The following is a 16,889-nucleotide window of genomic DNA, read 5'->3' on the forward strand; positions in this document are numbered from 1 at the left end:
AGGACCGTACGGTGAGGCAGAATCGTCACAGGCCGTTCATACACACCGGCCAAAAGATCACACCTCCCCGCAGGTTTCTTCGCACACCTCTTCGAAGGTCCCAGGCCCCATGCCACCCACCCTCGCCTCGCTCGTCCACCACTCCGCGCTCAAGCTGACCGTGCGCGCGGGGGAGGACCGGCTGGACGTGCCCGTGCGCTGGGCGCATGTCAGCGAGCTCGCCGACCCCGTCCCCTACATGGAGGGCGGGGAGCTGCTGCTGATCACCGCGCTCAAGCTGGACGCGGCGGATCCGGAGGCGATGCGGCGGTATGTGAAGCGGCTGGCCGGGGCGGGGGTGGTGGGGCTCGGGTTCGCCGTCGGGGTCACCTACGACGAGATCCCCCAGGCCCTTGTCGACGCCGCCCGCGACGAGGGGCTCCCGCTGCTGGAGGTGCCGCGCCGCACCCCCTTCCTCGCCATCAGCAAGGCCGTGTCCGCGGCGATCGCGGCCGACCAGTACCGCTCCGTCACGGCGGGCTTCGCCGCCCAGCGGGAACTGACCAGGCAGGCCCTGACCGACGGCCCGGAGGGGCTGCTGGCCGCGCTCGCCTCCCAGGTGGACGGCTGGGCGGCGCTCTACGACGCCTCGGGAGCCGTCGTCGCCGCCGCGCCGGAGTGGGCCGGGCGCCGGGCCGCGCGCATCACCGCCGACGTCGAACGGCTGCGGGAGCGGCCCGCACCCGCCTCCGCCGTGGTCGGGGGAGCCGGCACTTCCGACAACGACGACCGCGTGGAGCTGCACTCCCTGGGTACCGGCCGGCGGCCGCGGGCGGCACTGGCGGTGGGGACGGCTGCCGCGCTCGGTACGGCGGAGCGGTACGCGGTGCACTCGGCGATCGCGCTGCTGACGCTCACCACCGAGCGCTCCCGCTCCCTGCACGCCGCCGAGCAGCGGATCGGGGCGGCCGTGCTGCGGATGCTGCTCGCGGGGGAGCCGGAGCACGCGCGCACGGTCGCGGGCGACCTGTACGGCGGTCTCCTGGACGCGCCCTTCCGGCTGATCGTGGCGGAGACGGTCGCCGTGTCGTCCGTGCGGATCGCCGCCGACGCCCCCGCCCGGGTCCCCTCCGCCGCCGCCCTCGCCGCGGCCGCCGACACGCACGGCGATCCGCTCGGGGCGCTCACCGAGATCGTGGAGTCCGCGGCGGCCCGCTCCGGCGAGACCGTGCTCGTGGTGCCCGAGCGGGAGCGCCTGGTGGTGCTGGCCGCGGACGGCGGGGCCGCCCTCACCGCGTGCGGGGAGTACGCGGTGGCGCTGGAGGCGGCGCGGACCCGCGAGCAGGTGGGCGCCGGGGACGAGGCGGAACTGGTCGTCGGCGTCTCGGCCCCCGCCGGACCGATCGCCGCCGCGGCCGCCTACAAGCAGGCCGAGCAGGCGCTCTCGGTCGCCCGGCGGCGCGGCCGGGTCTGCGTCGAGCACGAACAGCTGGCCTCCGGATCGGTGCTGCCGCTGCTCGCCGACGACGCGGTACGGGCCTTCGCGGACGGGCTGCTGCGGCCGCTGTACGAGCACGACGCGACCGGCCGGGGCGACCTGGTCGCCTCGCTGCGGGCCTGGCTCTCCCGGCACGGCCAGTGGGACGCGGCCGCCGCCGACCTGGGCGTCCACCGGCACACCCTGCGGTACCGGATGCGCAGGGTCGAGGAGATCCTCGGGCGGTCGCTGGACGATCCCGACGTACGGATGGAGCTGTGGCTGGCACTGAAGACGGCCTCGGCGGAATAGACAGAGCCGAGAGCCGAGAGCCGAGAGCCGGGAGCCGGGAGCCGGGAGCCGGGAGTGCCGAACCGGAGTGTCCGCGGCCTCCGCTGCGCCACCCCGGACAAATTCGATCCCGCCCCCGCGGGCCTACCGTGGGGACATGACTTCCACCCACGCCTTCTGGCTCGCCGGCCGCCAGGTCACCGGCGAGGACACCTTCGACGTCACCTCCCCGTGGGACGGCCGGCTCGTCGGCAAGGTCGCCGTGCCGGACGACGAGCAGATCGAGGAGGCCGTGGCCGCCGCGTACGCCGTACGGGACGAGTTCGCCGCCACGCCCGCCCACGTCCGCGCCGCCGCCCTCGACCACGTCAGCCGCAGGCTCGTCGAGCGCACCGAGGAGATCGCCCAGCTGATCTCCGCGGAGAACGGCAAGCCGGTCAAGTGGGCCCGGGGGGAGGTCGGCCGTGCCGTCTCGGTGTTCCGGTTCGCCGCGGAGGAGGCCCGGCGGTTCAACGGCGGTGAGGCCCAGCGCCTCGACACCGACCCCGGCGGTCAGGGCCGTCTCGCGCTGACCCGGCGCTTCCCGAAGGGCGTCGTGCTCGGGATCGCGCCCTTCAACTTCCCGCTCAACCTCTGTGCCCACAAGATCGCCCCGGCGATCGCGGCCGGCGCCCCCATCATCCTGAAGCCGGCCCCGGCGACCCCGCTGTCCGGGCTGATCATCGGCGACCTCCTCGCCGAGACCGAGCTGCCCGCGGGTTCCTGGAGCATCCTGCCCGTCCCGAACGACCGGATGCCCGCCCTCGTCCAGGACGAGCGCCTGCCCGTGATCTCCTTCACCGGTTCCGAGAAGGTCGGCTACGCGATCATGGACTCGGTGCCCCGCAAGCACTGCACGCTGGAGCTGGGCGGCAACGGCGCCGCGGTCGTCCTCGGCGACTACGCCTCCGACGCCGACCTCGACTGGGCCGCCACCCGCATCGCGACCTTCTCCAACTACCAGGGCGGCCAGTCCTGCATCTCCGTGCAGCGGGTGATCGCCGACGCGTCGGTGTACGACCGGCTGCTCCCGCGGATCGTCGCCGCCGTCGAGGCCCAGGTCACCGGCGACCCGGCCGACGACAAGACCGATGTGGGCCCGCTGGTCAGCGAGGACGCGGCGGTGCGCGTCGAGGCGTGGGTGAAGGAGGCCGTCGAGGCGGGCGCCACCCTGCTCACCGGCGGCGACCGCGACGGCGCCTCCTACGCGCCGACCGTCCTCGCCGACGTCCCGGCCGACACGACGATCTCCTGCGAGGAGGTCTTCGGGCCCGTCCTGACCGTGCAGAAGGCGGACGGCGAGGCGGCGGCCTTCGCCGCGGTCAACTCCTCCAAGTACGGCCTCCAGGCGGGTGTGTTCACCCACGACCTGCAGGCCGCCTTCCGCGCCCACCGCGCCCTCGAGGTCGGCGGCGTGGTCATCGGTGACGTGCCCTCCTACCGCGCCGACCAGATGCCGTACGGCGGCGTCAAGCAGTCCGGTGTGGGCCGCGAGGGCGTGAAGTTCGCGATGGACGACTACACGTACGAGCGGGTACTGGTGCTGACGGGGCTCGCTCTCTAGCTAATGGGAACCATTTCCATATAGGGTCCTCGAAGAGGCCCGGCGCCGATGCCTTCCGGTGCCGGGCCTCTTCTTGTCGTCAGCCGGTCCGGTCCCTCAACCGGAGAAGCCGACCTGCGCGAGCCGCAGCGGGCCGCGCAGCCTGAGGTGGACGTCGTGCACGCCCTCGGCGACGAACCCGGCGCCGACGGTGGTGTAGTCGTACGGCCCGGAGCCGGACTCCGCCACCTCCCAGGCGGCGAGCACCGCGCCCCCGTCCAGCGACAGTTCGACCGAGCCCTCGCCGGACACCGTCACCGTCGCCTCGCTGACGCCGGTGCCGAAGTCGCAGTGCCGGTAGACCAGTTCACCGGTACGGCCCTCGGCGGCCGTCACCGCGTCGCCCGCCGTCTTGGTCCGGTCGACGATCTCGACACCGCTCTGCTCGTCGAAGTCCGCGCCCTCCAGGCCCCGTTGGAGCACGGGGCGCGGTGCGCCGGGCTCGCCGTCGAGCACCACCGTCGCCCGCAGCCGGATGTCCTCACTGGAGGCGCCGGCCAGGAGCTCGTAGGGGCCCGGCTCCAGACGCCACCGGCCCTCTGCCACGTCCCAGAACTCGAAGGCGTGCAGCGCTACTTCGAAGGAGAGCTCCTGACTGGCACCCGGGGTGAGCGTCACGCGCCGGTGGGCCACCAGTTCGCGGCGCGGGCGGGGCAGGGCCGGGTCGATCGCGCGGGTGTAGAGCTGGGCGACCTCGTCGGCGGTGACGTCACCGGTGTTCGTGATCGTGAACGAGACGTGCACCGTCCCTTCCGCCACGCGGGAGGTGAGATCGCCGTACGAGAAGGACGCGTACGACAACCCGTGGCCGAACGGGAACAGGGGCGTGCCCTCGAAGTAGAGATACGTCTGGCGGCTGCCGATGACGTCGTAGTCGAGGAGGCCGGGCAGGTCCGCGTCGCTCTCGTACCAGGTCTGCGGGAGGCGGCCGGCGGGGGAGACGTCCCCGGCCAGGACGCGGGCCAGGGCGGTACCGGCCGCCTGGCCGCCGTGAGCCGTCCACAGGGCCGCGGCCAGGCCGGACGTGTCGACCGCGTAGGGGTAGGCCGAGACCAGGGCCAGGACCGTGCGGGGGTTCGCGGCGCGCGCCGCCCGCAGCAGGCGCTCCTGGTGGGCGGGGAGCCGCAGGGAGGCGCGATCCTCGGTCTCGCGGCCGTTGATGTGCGGGTCGTTGCCCGCGACCACCAGGACGACGTCGGCCTCGGACGTGACGCGGGTCACTGCGTCCTCGCCGCGTTCGGCGATGATCAGCTCGAAGACTTCCGGCTGCGCCCGGGGTTCCGGGTTCTCGTCGGCAACCTTTACTCCGTCCGCGGCCACACAGACGTGGCGGCCCGTACCGATGTGCCTGAGGAGGTGACCGCTGCCGTGCTGCTCCAGACGGAAGGTCTCCTGGACGATCCAGCCCCCCGGCTGGTCGACGGAGGCACGCAGATAGCCGTCCTCGGCGACGGAGAGATAGCGGCCGTCGGGGGCGCGGAGCGTGAGGACGCCCTCGTCCCAGTCGATCAGCGCGAACTCGGTGCCGGTCGCGTCGGTCGTCAGCGGCGGCAGGTCCGTGCGGCCCGCGAGCAGCGCCGGGTCCAGGGCGCCTTCGGCACCGCGCGCCTCGTCCTCGCCAGCTTCGGAGGCCAGGACGTGCAGAAACGTACCGGCGGAGGTCTTCAGCCGGACCCGGTCCACACCCTCCGCGAACTCCACCCGCTCGGCGCCGAACCGCTCGTACAGCCCCTCCAACGGGGTGGAGCGGTGGAGGAGCGCGCCGCTGTACCAGTCGAGCTTGCACTCGTCGGCGAGCAGGCCGACCACGGCGAGCCGGGTGCCGGGGGCGAGCGGGAGCACGCCGTCGTTCCCGAGCAGCACGATCGCCTGCTCGGCGGCCTCCTGGGCGAGCGCGCGGTGTGCCGGGGTGTCGAAGTCGTTGACGCCGGCGTGCGGGTCGTCGTGCGGGTCGAACTCACCGAGCCGGAAGCGGACCGAGAGCTGCCGGCGGACCGCGGCGTCGATCTCGGCCTCGGTCAGCAGGCCCTGGTCGAGGGCCCCCTGGATGCGCGCGATCATCTGCGAGCTGTCCGTGCCGTGGTCGGTGAAGCTGTCGACCCCGGCCCTGAGGGAGGCGGCGGTGGCCTCCTCGTGGGTGTCGAAGTAGTGCTCGTGGTCGACCAGGTTGGAGGGCGCGCCCGCGTCCGAGCAGACCAGCAGCTCCTCCTCGGTCCAGGTGCGCAGCTGCTCGCGCAGATATGGCGAGACGTGGTTGGGGCGGCCGTTGACCAGGTTGTACGCCGGCATCACGCCGGCCACCGCGCCCGCCTCGACCGCCTCGCGGAAGGCGCGCAGGTCGTACTCGTGCAGCACCCGGGGACGCACCGAGCTCGACGAGGTGGCCCGGTCCGTCTCGTTGTTGTGGGCCAGCCAGTGCTTGAGCACCGGGGCCGTGCGCCAGTACGTGGGGTGGTCGCCGCGCAGCCCCTGGGTGTAGGCGGTGGCGATGGCCGAGGTGAGCTTCGGGTCCTCCGAGTAGCCCTCCTCGTTACGGCCCCACAGCGGATGGCGGAGCAGATTGACCGTCGGCGCCCAGATGTTGAGGCCGACCCGGTCGTCGCGGGCGCGCATCGCCCGGACCTCCTTGGACACCGCCTCGCCGATCCGCCGTACCAGATCGGTGTTCCAGGTCGCGCCGAGGCCCACCGCCTGCGGGAAGACCGTCGCCGGGCCCATCCATGCGACGCCGTGCAGCGCCTCCTGGCCGGTGCGGAACGCGGCGATGCCGAGCCGTTCGACGGCCGGTGCGAACTGGTGCAGGAATCCGATCTTCTCGTCGAGGGTCAGCCGCGACAGCAGATCGTCGATGCGCTTCGCGAACGGCAGGTGCGGATCGCGAAATGGCGGTGTGTGCGGCGGGTGTGCGGTCACGTGGGGATCCCCTTGTGATGGATCGGTTCGATGCTTTCGAAGCGCTTCGATGCTCATTCGACTTCGGGGTGGGTGTCAAGAGATCCACACCGTCACTTCAAGCGGTGCATAAGAAAAGGTCACCTCTCCTACCGCGGAGGAATCTTGGGATCGACCCTTGTGCACCCCTGGGTGTTCACTTAACCTCACAGCAACATCGAAGCGCTTCGACTACGGATTCCGTCGTCATGGTCGATGCATCGCTTCAGCTCAGCCAGTTCCACTCAAGACACCGCAGCCGACGGCTCCACCGCCGGGTGTCCTGGTGCGCCATGAAGGGTTGACGCAATGACGCCGAACGCCGCCGCCCCCTCCTCAGGTCCTTCCGGGCCGAGCCGGAGAAGCTTCCTAGCCTCCACCGCGGTCGCCACCGCAGCGGTGGCGGGCGGGATGCCGCTGCTTGCCGCCTGCGGGGATTCGGGCGGTGGCGAGCGCGAGGGGACCACGTCGGGCAAGGCCGCGGACAAGCTGCTCCCGGCGTTCGTCGCCAGCACGGTCGCGAACCCGGACCTGCCGTCCAAGAACGGCTCGGCCGCCGGCTACACGGGCAAGGTCGACCTCGCGGCCCTGAAGGCCTCGGTCCCGGACAAGCTCGGCACCGGCGCCCCCGTCAAGATCATGTCGCCGTTCTGGGGCTCCCCGCCGAAGGCCGGCTGCGCCTACTACAAGGCGCTCGACGCCGCCGCGGGCACCAAGATCACCTGGCAGAACCAGGACGGCAACACGTACGGCCAGAAACTCGGCGCCGTCCTCGCCTCCAGCTCCATACCCGACATGGTGGTCGTGCCCGGCTGGGAACTGGTCGGCAAGATCTCCAACGCGGTCACCGCGAAGTTCATGGACCTCGGCCCCTACCTGGCGGGCGACAAGGTCAAGAAGTACCCGAACCTGGCCGCGATCCCCTCCGACGCCTGGCGCATGGGCATCTTCGGCGGTGCGCTGCGCGGCATACCGATGCCGGCCGCCACCGCGAACTGGATCGCGTCCCTGTACCGCAAGGACGTCTTCGACAAGAAGGGCTACTCGGTACCCAAGTCGGCCGACGAGTTCATGAGCTGGGCCAAGGAGGCCACCAGCTCCAAGGCCAAGGTGTGGGCCTGCGGTGACATGACCTGGTCCGCGTGGAACATCTTCGGTGTCCGCGGCTCCGGGACGATCGGTTGGGACATCGGCTCCGACGGCAAGCTCACGTACCGCGTCGAGCAGCCCGAGTACCTGGAAGCCCTGGAGTGGGTCCGCAAGCTGTACGACGCGGGTGTGGTCCACCCCGACGACAAGGCGCGTTCGGGTGACCCGGGCCAGCGGTTCACCGCCGGGCAGACCCTGGTCTGGTGCACCAACATCGCCGACTGGTACGGGAAGGTCTCCGAACAGGCCCAGTCCAACCCGGACCTCGTGATCGACGCCATGGACATCTTCGGCGCCGACGGCGGCAATCCGAAGCTGTACGCGTCCCAGCCCGCCACCATCTGGTCGCTGATCCGCAAGGGCGCCTCGAAGACGACGATCGAGAACGCGCTGGCCGCCGCGAACTTCTCGGCCGCGCCCTACGGCACCAAGGAGCGGATGCTCGTCGACTACGGCGTCGAGGGCACCCACTACACGGTCAAGGACGGCATCCCGGTCAAGAACGACCTCGGCAACTCCGAGGTGCTCAACGCCTGGGTGATGCTGGCCGCGCCGGCCGCGTACTTCGCCCACCCCGACTTCCCCGAGGTCGCCCGCAAGCAGGTCGAGTGGCAGCAGCGGATGGGTGCCTTCATGAAGAAGACGTCCACGTTCGGCATGAACATCGTCGAGCCGACCCGCTACGCCAACCTGTCCAGCCAGTTCGAGCAGCTGGAGATCGACTACGTCCGGGGCCACAAGAAGCTGTCCGACGTGCAGTCGGCCATCTCCACCTGGAAGTCCTCCGGCGGTGACAAGCTGCGCGACTGGTACAAGCAGCTCATCGACAAGAACGGCAGCGGCAACTGATGTCTCTCACGGCCGGGAGCAGGCCCGACGGGACTCGTCCTCCCGCGGCCGTCGAGGAGCCGACGGCCGCGGTCACCGCCGCGGTGGTCAAGGAGCGGATACCGCGCAGGGCGAGCAAGGCCGGCAAGGTCCCGTTCCGGACCCGGCTGCGCCGTGACCGCACGCTCATCCTGATGACGCTGCCCGTCATGGTCCTGCTCCTGCTCTTCAACTACGTCCCGCTGCTCGGCAACATCGTCGCCTTCCAGGACTACGACCCCTACATCTCCAGCAACGGCGTCACCGCGATCTTCCACAGCCCCTGGGTCGGCGTGGAGCAGTTCTCGCGGATGGTCGACGACCCGCTGTTCTGGGGTGCCGCGAAGAACACCATCCTGCTGTTCGTGCTCCAACTGGTGCTGTTCTTCCCGATCCCGATCGCCCTCGCGCTGCTCATCAACAGCGTGATCCGGCCCCGGGTACGGGCCGTGGCGCAGGCGATCATGTACCTGCCGCACTTCTTCTCGTGGGTCCTCGTCGTCACCGTGTTCCAGCAGATCTTCGGCGGCGCGGGCATCATCGCCCAGACCCTGGAGGACCACGGCTGGACCGGCTTCGACCTGATGACCAACGCGGACCTGTTCAAGTACCTGGTCACCGCGCAGGCCGTCTGGAAGGACGCCGGCTGGGGGATCATCGTCTTCCTCGCCGCGCTGGCCGCCGTCAGCACCGACCTGTACGAGGCCGCCGCCATGGACGGCGCCGGGCGCTGGCGCCGCATGTGGCACGTGACGCTGCCCGCGCTGCGCCCGGTGATCGCACTGCTGCTGGTCCTGAGGGTGGGCGACGCGCTCAGCGTCGGCTTCGAGCAGTTCCTGCTCCAGCGGGACGCGGTCGGTGTGGGGGCCAGCGAGGTCCTCGACACCTACGTGTGGAACATGGGTATCCAGAACGGCGACTTCAGCTACGCGGCCGCGGTCGGCCTCGTCAAGGGAGTCATCGGAGTGTGTCTCGTCCTGGCCGCGAACAAGTTCGCACACCTGCTGGGCGAGCAGGGGGTGTACCAGAAGTGAGCCTCAACACGCAGCTCGTCCGCAGCCTCAAGGCCCCCGCCCGACCCGCGTGGGAGGAGGAGCCCAGCAAGGCCGGCATCACCGCGAAGAGCGGCTTCCTGGCACTGTGCTGCCTGGGCGTGCTCGGTCCGCTGTGGATCGTCATCGTCACCAGCCTCTCCCCGAAGCCGGTGATCGACCGGGTCGGCGGACTCGTCGTGATCCCGCAGGGCATCACCTTCGTCAACTACACGGAACTGCTCAGCGGGGGGCAGGTCAGCCGGGCCATCATGGTGTCCGTCGGGGTCACCCTCTTCGGCACGCTGTTCTCGATGGCGGTGTCGGTACTGGCGGCCTACGGACTGTCCCGGCCGGGGAGTCTGGGGCACCGCTTCTTCCTGGTGACCATGATGGCGACGATGTTCTTCGGCGCCGGGCTCATTCCGACGTACCTGCTGGTGCAGTCGCTCGGACTCACGGACACCTACCTGTCCCTGATCCTGCCGAGCGCGGTCAGCGTCTTCAACATCCTCGTACTGCGGGCCTTCTTCATGGGGATCTCACCCGAACTCACCGAGTCGGCGCGGATCGACGGGGCCGGGGACGTGCGGATCCTGCTGACTATCATCATGCCGCTGTCCCGGGCCGTGCTGGCCGTGATCTCACTGTTCTACGCGGTCGGTTACTGGAGTGCGTGGTTCAACGCGTCGATCTATCTGAGCGACCAGGACATGATGCCGTTGCAGAACGTGCTCATTCAGCTGGTGCAGAAGAACACGGCGAATCCGACGGGGTTGCAGCAGGCGGTTCGTACGGGGCAGTTGTCGGCGCTGGGATTGCAGATGGCCGTCATGGTGCTGGCGTTGATTCCGGTGGCGATTGCTTCTCCGTTTGTGCAGCGGCATTTCAAGAAGGGCATGTTGACGGGCGCGGTGAAGGGGTGACCTGCGCCTGATCAGGGGGGCTTTCGATCGTCCGGCGGCTGCGGGTTCGTGGTGGCTGGTCGCGCCCACGCGGCGGAGCCGCACATCGATGCAGTCCCGCGCCCCTGAGGGGGCTCACTTTCCCTTAGTTCAGAGCGAGGTTTGTCATGCTTACGTCCAGGCTTAGCCGGCGTGCTGTTCTGGCCGGGACCGCGGCTGCCGCCGCGCTCACCACCGTTCCCTCCCTCCAAGGGCGTGCGGAAGCCGCCTCACCCACCCCCACCTACCGCTGGCGCCAAGTAGCCATCGGCGGGACCGGATTCGTCACCGGTGTTCTCTTCCACCCCTCCGTGCGCGGACTCGCCTACGCCCGTACCGACATCGGCGGGGCCTATCGCTGGGACGAGCGGAGCGCTCGCTGGATTCCGCTCAACGACGATCTCGGCTGGGACGACTGGAACCTCCTCGGTGTCGAGGCCATGGCCGTCGATGCCGCCCACCCCGACCGGGTCTACCTCGCGCTCGGCACCTACGCCCAGTCCTGGGCAGGAAACGGGGCGGTCCTGCGGTCCGAGGACCGTGGTGCCACCTGGGCCCGTACCGATCTCACCGTCAAGCTCGGTGGGAACGAGGACGGGCGGGGGGCGGGCGAGCGGCTGCTCGTCGATCCGCGGGACAGTGACACGCTGTGGCTGGGGACCAGACACGACGGGCTGCTCAAGTCCACGGACCGGGGCGCGACCTGGAAGGCCGTGAGCTTCCCGGCCACCCCCAGCGCCGCCGGCCAGGGCATCACCCTCCTCGTCGCCGCGGGCCGCAGCGTCTACGCCGGCTGGGGCGATTCCGACGGCACCGCCGCCAACTTGTACCGCACCTCCGACGGCACCACCTGGGAAGCCGTCCCCGAGCAGCCCTCCGGTACCTCCGCCAAGGTGCCGATCCGGGCCGCGTACGACTGCCACACCCGCGAGCTGTACGTCACCTACGCCAACGCGCCCGGCCCCAACGGGCAGTCCGACGGCAGTGTGCACAAGCTGGCCACGGCGAGCGGCACGTGGAGCGACGTCACGCCCGTGAAGCCCGGCGGGACCACGAGCGACGGCTCCTCCGACACCTTCGCCTACGGCGGAGTCGCCGTCGACGCCCGTCGCCCCGGCACGGTGGTCGTCTCCACCAACAACCGCTGGGCGGCCGTCGACACCCTGTACCGGACCACGAACGGCGGCCGCACCTGGACCTCCCTGAAGGACTCCGCGGTCCTCGACGTCTCCGAGACGCCGTTCCTCACCTTCGGAGCCGACGAACCCAAGTTCGGCTGGTGGATCCAGGCCCTCGCCGTCGACCCGTACGACTCGAAGCACATCGTCTACGGCACCGGCGCCACCCTCTACGGCACCCGGGACCTGAAACACTGGGCCCCGCAGATCCGCGGCCTGGAGGAGACCTCCGTACGGCAGCTGATCTCGCCCCCGAGCGGGGAGGCGCACCTGCTCAGCGGGCTCGGGGACATCGGGGTGATGTACCACGAGCGGCTCACGGCGTCACCGTCACGCGGCATGGCGAGCAACCCCGTGTTCGGGTCGGCGACGGGACTCGCCCAGGCCGCGGCCAAGCCCTCGTACGTCGTCCGCACGGGCTTCGGCGACCACGGCAACGGCGCCTTCTCGAACGACGGCGGCAGGACGTGGGCGCCCTTCGCGGCCCAGCCGGCTCAGGCCAAGGACGCGCCGGGGCCGATCGCCACCAACACCGACGGCAGCGTGCTGCTGTGGACCTTCGTGCACTGGGACGGCACCAAGTACCCCGCCCAGCGCTCCACCGACAACGGAGCGACCTGGACCGAGGTCGCCGGCTACCCCAAGGGCGCCACCCCGCTCGCCGACCCCGTCGACCCGGCGCGCTTCTACGCGTTCGACACCGACACCGGCACCCTGTTCGCCAACACGGACGGCGGCCTCACCTTCACCGGGCGCGCGAGCGGACTGCCCTCCGGCGACAGCCAGTTCCAGCTGACCGCGGCTCCCGGGCGCTCCGGCGACCTGTGGCTGAGCACCAAGACCAACGGCCTGTACCGGTCCACCGACGGCGGAGCGACCTTCACCAAGCTCACCAGCTGCTGGGCCTCGCACACCCTCGCCTTCGGCAAGGCGGCCAAGGGCGCCGACCAGCCCGCGATCTACATGGTCGGCTCCACCGAGGCGATCACCGGCGTGTACCGCTCCGACGACGGCGCGAAGAGCTGGGTGCGCGTCAACGACGACCGGCACCAGTGGGGCTGGATCGGCGCGGCCATCGCCGCCGACCCGCGGATCCACGGCCGCGTCTACATCGCCACCAACGGCCGGGGCATCCAGTACGGGGAGCCCGTCTGATGGCCGGGCTGAGCGCGGTGACCAACGGCCGCATCCTCTACGGCGGCGACTACAACCCCGAGCAGTGGCCCGAGGAGACCTGGCAGGACGACGTCCGGCTGATGAAGGCCGCCGGCGTCAACTCCGTCACGCTCGGCGTCTTCTCCTGGGCGAAGCTCGAACCGCGGCCCGGGGAGCGGGACTTCGGCTGGCTGGACCGGCTGATGGACCTCATGCACGACAACGGCATCGGGGTCGTCCTCGCCACCCCCACCTCCTCCCCGCCGCCGTGGCTGGGCCACCTGCACCCCGACACCCTGCCCGTCACCGAGGACGGCCGCACCGAGTACTGGGGCGGACGCCAGCACTTCTCGCACTCCAGCGCCACCTACCGCCGCTACGCCGCCGCCATCACCGAGGACCTCGCCGCCCGCTACGGCGGCCACCCGGCCCTCACCATGTGGCACATCAACAACGAGTACTGCACCTACGACTGGAGCGACCAGGCCGCCGCCCGCTTCCGCACCTGGCTGCAGGACCGGTACGGCTCCCTCGACGCCCTCAACTCCGCCTGGGGCACCGCCTTCTGGAGCCAGGGCTACGGCGACTGGGCCGAGATCCACACACCCCGCCAGGCCCACTACATGAAGAACCCCACCCAGGTGCTGGACTTCAAGCGGTTCACCTCCGACATGCTCCTGGAGTGCTACCTCGCCGAGCGGGACATCGTCCGCCGGGCCACCCCGCACACCCCGGTGACCACCAACTTCATGCCGATGTGGGTCGGCCAGGACGCCTGGCGCTGGGCCGAGGAGGAGGACGTCGTATCCGTCGACCTCTATCCGGATCCGCGTGATCCCCTGGGCGCACAACAGGGCGCGCTCGTGCAGGACATGACCCGCTCGCAGGCACGCGGTCCCTGGATGCTCATGGAGCAGGCCGCGGGGCCGGTCAACTGGCGAGGTGTGAACCACCCCAAGCCCCGTGGCCTGAACCGCCTCTGGTCCCTGCAGGCCGTCGCCCGCGGCGCCGACGCCGTCTGCTACTTCCAGTGGCGCCAGTCCCGGCAGGGCGCGGAGAAGTTCCACTCCGGGATGGTCAGCCACGCGGGGGAGGAGGGGCGCACCTACCAGGAGGTCAAGCAACTCGGCGCCGAACTGGCCGTCATAGCGCGATATGTGACGGACAGTCATTCCACCAACGACATCGCCGTCCTGCACGACTGGCACGCCTGGTGGGCCGGCGCCCAGGACGGCCGGCTCTCCCACGAGGCCGACTACCCGGACGTGCTGCGGGCCTGGCACCGCGCCCTGTGGGAGGCCCACCTCACCACCGACTTCGCCCACCCCGAACACGACCTCACCGCTTACAAGGTGGTCGTCGTCCCCCAGCTCTACGCCCTCACCGACGCGGCGATCGACAACCTCCTCGCCTACGTCCGCCAGGGCGGCACCCTCGTCTCCGGCTTCCTCACCGGCGTCGCCGACGAGGACGACCGGGTACGTCCCGGCGGCATGGACGCCCGGCTGCGCGAGCTGTTCGGCATCCGCACCCTGCACGAGTGGTGGCCGCTGGACGCGGGGGAGCACGCGGAATGCGACGGCTCGGCAGGCGGCTTCCACGGCACCCTGTGGTCGGAGGAGATCGACAAGACCGAGGACGCCACAGCGGAGGCCTCGTACAAGGGCGGTGAGCTCGACGGGCTGCCCGCCGTGCTGCGCAAGGGTCGCGCCTGGTACCTCTCGACGCTTCCCGAGCCTGGTGCCCTGCGCGAGCTGCTCACCGGGATCGCCGCGGGTGCGGGCGTACGACCGGTCCTCGCCGGACTGCCCGACCAGGTCGAGGCCGTCCGCCGCGGTGACCTGCTCTTCCTGCTCAACCACGGCCGCGAGCCGGTGACGGTCGACGTGACCGGCACCCACCAGGACCTGCTGACGGGGCACTCCGTCACGGACCGGGTCGCGCTGGGCCGCTACGGCGTGGCGGTGCTGCGGCCATGACCGACGGACCCGTCCACGGCACCTGGGAACCCGAACCGGCCGCGCGCTGGGAGGACGGCTTCCTCAGCGGCAACGGCCACCACGGCGCCCTCCTCTTCGGCGAGCCGAACGACGAGCGGGTCGTCGTCACCCATCACACCCTGGTCCGCCCCAACGGCGCCGAACACGCCCGCCCGCCCCGTCTCGCCGCCGAACTCCCCGCGCTGCAGGACCGGTTGCTCGCCGGCGAGCTCGACGCCGCCGAGCGCTTCACCGACGGACGCCCGCTGCAGTGGGTGCAGCCCTTCCACCCCGCCTTCCACATCAGGCTGCGCCGTCCGCGCGCCGCCGTCGCCGGCTACCGCAGGTCCGTCGACTTCACCACCGGCGTCCTGCGCACCGAGTGCGAGCAGTGGCGCGGCCAGGTCTTCGTCTCCCGCGCGGACGACGTCATCGTCCAGCACGTCGAGGCGGCGGACCTGGTCGTCTCACTGGACCACCGGCTCCCGGGCGCCCCCGGCACCCTGATGATCGGCCAGAGCATCGTCCGTGCCGCCGGCGGGGCCCTCCTCACCCTCCGGGTCCGCTATCCCGACAGCGACCGCCGCTACACCGGCATCACCCTGGTCGTCCCCACGGGCGGCCGCACCGCGCTCATCCCGCCCGGCGCCCACGTCACCGGCGCCGAGTCCGTCCTGCTGCTGACCCGCGTCGTACGCCACACCGGCGAACTGGACACGGCACCCCACGTCGAGGCCCTGCGCGACCTGGTCCCCGAGACCGAGTCCGAATCCGGGTCCGGATCCGGGTCCGGATCCGAGCCGGGGTCCGTCACCTACGCCCGGCTCCTCGACAGACACACCACCCTCCACCGCACCGCCTACGAACGCGTCACCCTCGACCTCGCCGCCGACCCCGACGAACGCGCCCTGCCCGGCTCGGAGTTGCTGGCGAGGCCCGACAGCCCCGCCCTCCTGGAACGCCTCTTCGCCGCCGGCCGCTACCACCTGCTCTCTTCGAGCGGCCTCTTCCCGCCCCGCCTCACCGGCCTGTGGACCGGCGACTGGGACACGGCATGGTCGGGAGCCTTCACCAGCGACGCCAACGTCAACCTCCAGACCGCGTCCGCCACGTCCGCGGCCCTTCCCGAAGTGACGGAAGCCCTCGCTTGTCTGATTGACCGTCAGTTGCCGGACTGGCAGGACAACGCCCGCGAGATCTTCGGCGCCCGGGGTGTCGTCGCCCCGCCGCACTCCGACGGCGAGTCGGGGCTGACGTACCACTTCAGCCGCGAGTACCCGCTGCACCTGTGGACCGCGGGCGCCGACTGGCTGCTCAAGCCTCTCGTCGACCACGACGAGACCCGCGGCGAACAGGACCCGCGCACCGCCCGCGCCCTCGCCGAACTCGCCCTTTTCTACGAGGACTTCCTCACCCGCACGGACGCCGACGGCCATCTCGTCGTCGTCCCCTCCTACTCGCCGGAGAACCGACCGGCCAACGCCAGTTGGGGCGCGATCAACGCGGCCATGGACCTCTCCGCCGCCCGGCACGCCCTGCTCACGGCCGCCGCCTACCACCCGGAGAAGGCGGACGTCTGGCGGGCCCTCGCCGACCGGCTCCCACCGCACCGGATCAACGCCGACGGAGCCCTCGCCGAATGGGCCTGGCCCGGCCTCGACGACACCTACGACCACCGCCACCTCAGCCACCTCTACGGCGTCTGGCCGCTCGACGAGATCACCCCCTACGACACCCCCGACCTCGCCCGGGCCGCCCACCGCGCCCTCGAACTGCGCGGCTCCGAGAACGACTCCGCCCACGGCCACCTCCACCACGCCCTCGTCGCGGCCCGCCTGCGAGACGGCGAACGCGTCGCGCACGCCCTCGGCCAGGTCCTCAAGGGCGACTTCTTCCACGCCTCGCTGATGAGCGCGCACTACCCGCACCGCAACGTCTACAACGCGGACGCCGCCCACACCCTGCCCGCCGTCCTCGTCGAGATGCTCGTGCAGTCGACACCGGACCGGCTGGTGCTCCTCCCGGCACTCCCCACCAGCTGCCCCCGAGGTGAACTCCGGGGCATCCGCACCAGGTTCGGGGCCGCACTCGACCTCACCTGGAGCCCCACCGAAGCGACCGTGGTGCTGCGCCCCACCCGCAGCCACCGCGTCGAACTGAGGACTTCCTCCGGCACCGAGCCGCTCGACCTCGTCGCCGGAGAAGACCACGTCATCCGTCTGGAGGCGTGGTAACTCCCCCCGCATTTCCCCCCACCCATGGAAAG

General features: G+C 71.0%; 9 protein-coding genes. 8 read left to right on the forward strand and 1 reads right to left on the reverse strand.

Translation table 11 applies throughout. The annotated features are described in order from the left end of the window. Positions 1–109 precede the first annotated feature (109 nt). On the forward strand, positions 110–1,768 hold the full coding sequence (locus tag ACGFWE_RS36275) for a PucR family transcriptional regulator (RefSeq protein WP_352389489.1): 1,659 nt from the start codon (positions 110–112) through the stop codon (positions 1,766–1,768). 136 nt (positions 1,769–1,904) lie between these two features. Beyond that, complete coding sequence (locus ACGFWE_RS36280; RefSeq protein ID WP_352389490.1) at positions 1,905–3,350, forward strand: aldehyde dehydrogenase family protein; 1,446 nt, start codon at positions 1,905–1,907, stop codon at positions 3,348–3,350. 96 nt (positions 3,351–3,446) lie between these two features. On the opposite strand, the gene ACGFWE_RS36285 is transcribed toward ACGFWE_RS36280, so the two are convergent. After that, on the reverse strand, positions 3,447–6,302 hold the full coding sequence (locus tag ACGFWE_RS36285; RefSeq protein ID WP_352389491.1) for a glycoside hydrolase family 3 C-terminal domain-containing protein: 2,856 nt from the start codon (positions 6,300–6,302) through the stop codon (positions 3,447–3,449). 327 nt (positions 6,303–6,629) lie between these two features. Here ACGFWE_RS36285 and ACGFWE_RS36290 point away from each other — a divergent pair, with 327 nt between their 5' ends. From ACGFWE_RS36290 to ACGFWE_RS36315, 6 genes are all read left to right on the forward strand, one after another. After that, positions 6,630–8,318: an extracellular solute-binding protein gene (locus tag ACGFWE_RS36290; protein WP_352389492.1), complete on the forward strand. Its 1,689-nt coding sequence runs from the start codon at positions 6,630–6,632 to the stop codon at positions 8,316–8,318. Next, positions 8,318–9,370, forward strand: coding sequence for an ABC transporter permease (locus tag ACGFWE_RS36295; RefSeq protein WP_393604385.1), 1,053 nt, complete (start codon positions 8,318–8,320; stop codon positions 9,368–9,370). Before ACGFWE_RS36290 ends, ACGFWE_RS36295 begins: the two co-directional genes overlap by 1 nt. Beyond that, positions 9,367–10,293: a carbohydrate ABC transporter permease gene (locus tag ACGFWE_RS36300; protein WP_352389494.1), complete on the forward strand. Its 927-nt coding sequence runs from the start codon at positions 9,367–9,369 to the stop codon at positions 10,291–10,293. Before ACGFWE_RS36295 ends, ACGFWE_RS36300 begins: the two co-directional genes overlap by 4 nt. Positions 10,294–10,439: 146 nt before the next feature. Next, positions 10,440–12,644, forward strand: coding sequence for a WD40/YVTN/BNR-like repeat-containing protein (locus ACGFWE_RS36305; RefSeq protein ID WP_393604387.1), 2,205 nt, complete (start codon positions 10,440–10,442; stop codon positions 12,642–12,644). Then, positions 12,644–14,623, forward strand: a complete 1,980-nt coding sequence (locus tag ACGFWE_RS36310) for a beta-galactosidase (protein ID WP_393604389.1) — start codon at positions 12,644–12,646, stop codon at positions 14,621–14,623. Before ACGFWE_RS36305 ends, ACGFWE_RS36310 begins: the two co-directional genes overlap by 1 nt. Continuing rightward, positions 14,620–16,857, forward strand: a complete 2,238-nt coding sequence (locus tag ACGFWE_RS36315) for a glycoside hydrolase N-terminal domain-containing protein (RefSeq protein ID WP_393604391.1) — start codon at positions 14,620–14,622, stop codon at positions 16,855–16,857. Before ACGFWE_RS36310 ends, ACGFWE_RS36315 begins: the two co-directional genes overlap by 4 nt. Positions 16,858–16,889 lie beyond the last annotated feature (32 nt).

Source organism: Streptomyces sp. NPDC048523 (assembly GCF_043199815.1).
In the GTDB taxonomy this organism is placed as follows: Bacteria; Actinomycetota; Actinomycetes; order Streptomycetales; family Streptomycetaceae; genus Streptomyces.

What these genes read in the sequence shown, in the direction of transcription:
- ACGFWE_RS36275 (WP_352389489.1), top strand. Translation starts at nt 110, where the DNA reads ATGCCACCCACCCTCGCCTCGCTCGTCCACCACTCCGCGCTCAAGCTG.
- ACGFWE_RS36280 (WP_352389490.1), top strand. Translation starts at nt 1,905, where the DNA reads ATGACTTCCACCCACGCCTTCTGGCTCGCCGGCCGCCAGGTCACCGGC.
- ACGFWE_RS36290 (WP_352389492.1), top strand. Translation starts at nt 6,630, where the DNA reads ATGACGCCGAACGCCGCCGCCCCCTCCTCAGGTCCTTCCGGGCCGAGC.
- ACGFWE_RS36295 (WP_393604385.1), top strand. Translation starts at nt 8,318, where the DNA reads ATGTCTCTCACGGCCGGGAGCAGGCCCGACGGGACTCGTCCTCCCGCG.
- ACGFWE_RS36305 (WP_393604387.1), top strand. Translation starts at nt 10,440, where the DNA reads ATGCTTACGTCCAGGCTTAGCCGGCGTGCTGTTCTGGCCGGGACCGCG.
- ACGFWE_RS36310 (WP_393604389.1), top strand. Translation starts at nt 12,644, where the DNA reads ATGGCCGGGCTGAGCGCGGTGACCAACGGCCGCATCCTCTACGGCGGC.
- ACGFWE_RS36315 (WP_393604391.1), top strand. Translation starts at nt 14,620, where the DNA reads ATGACCGACGGACCCGTCCACGGCACCTGGGAACCCGAACCGGCCGCG.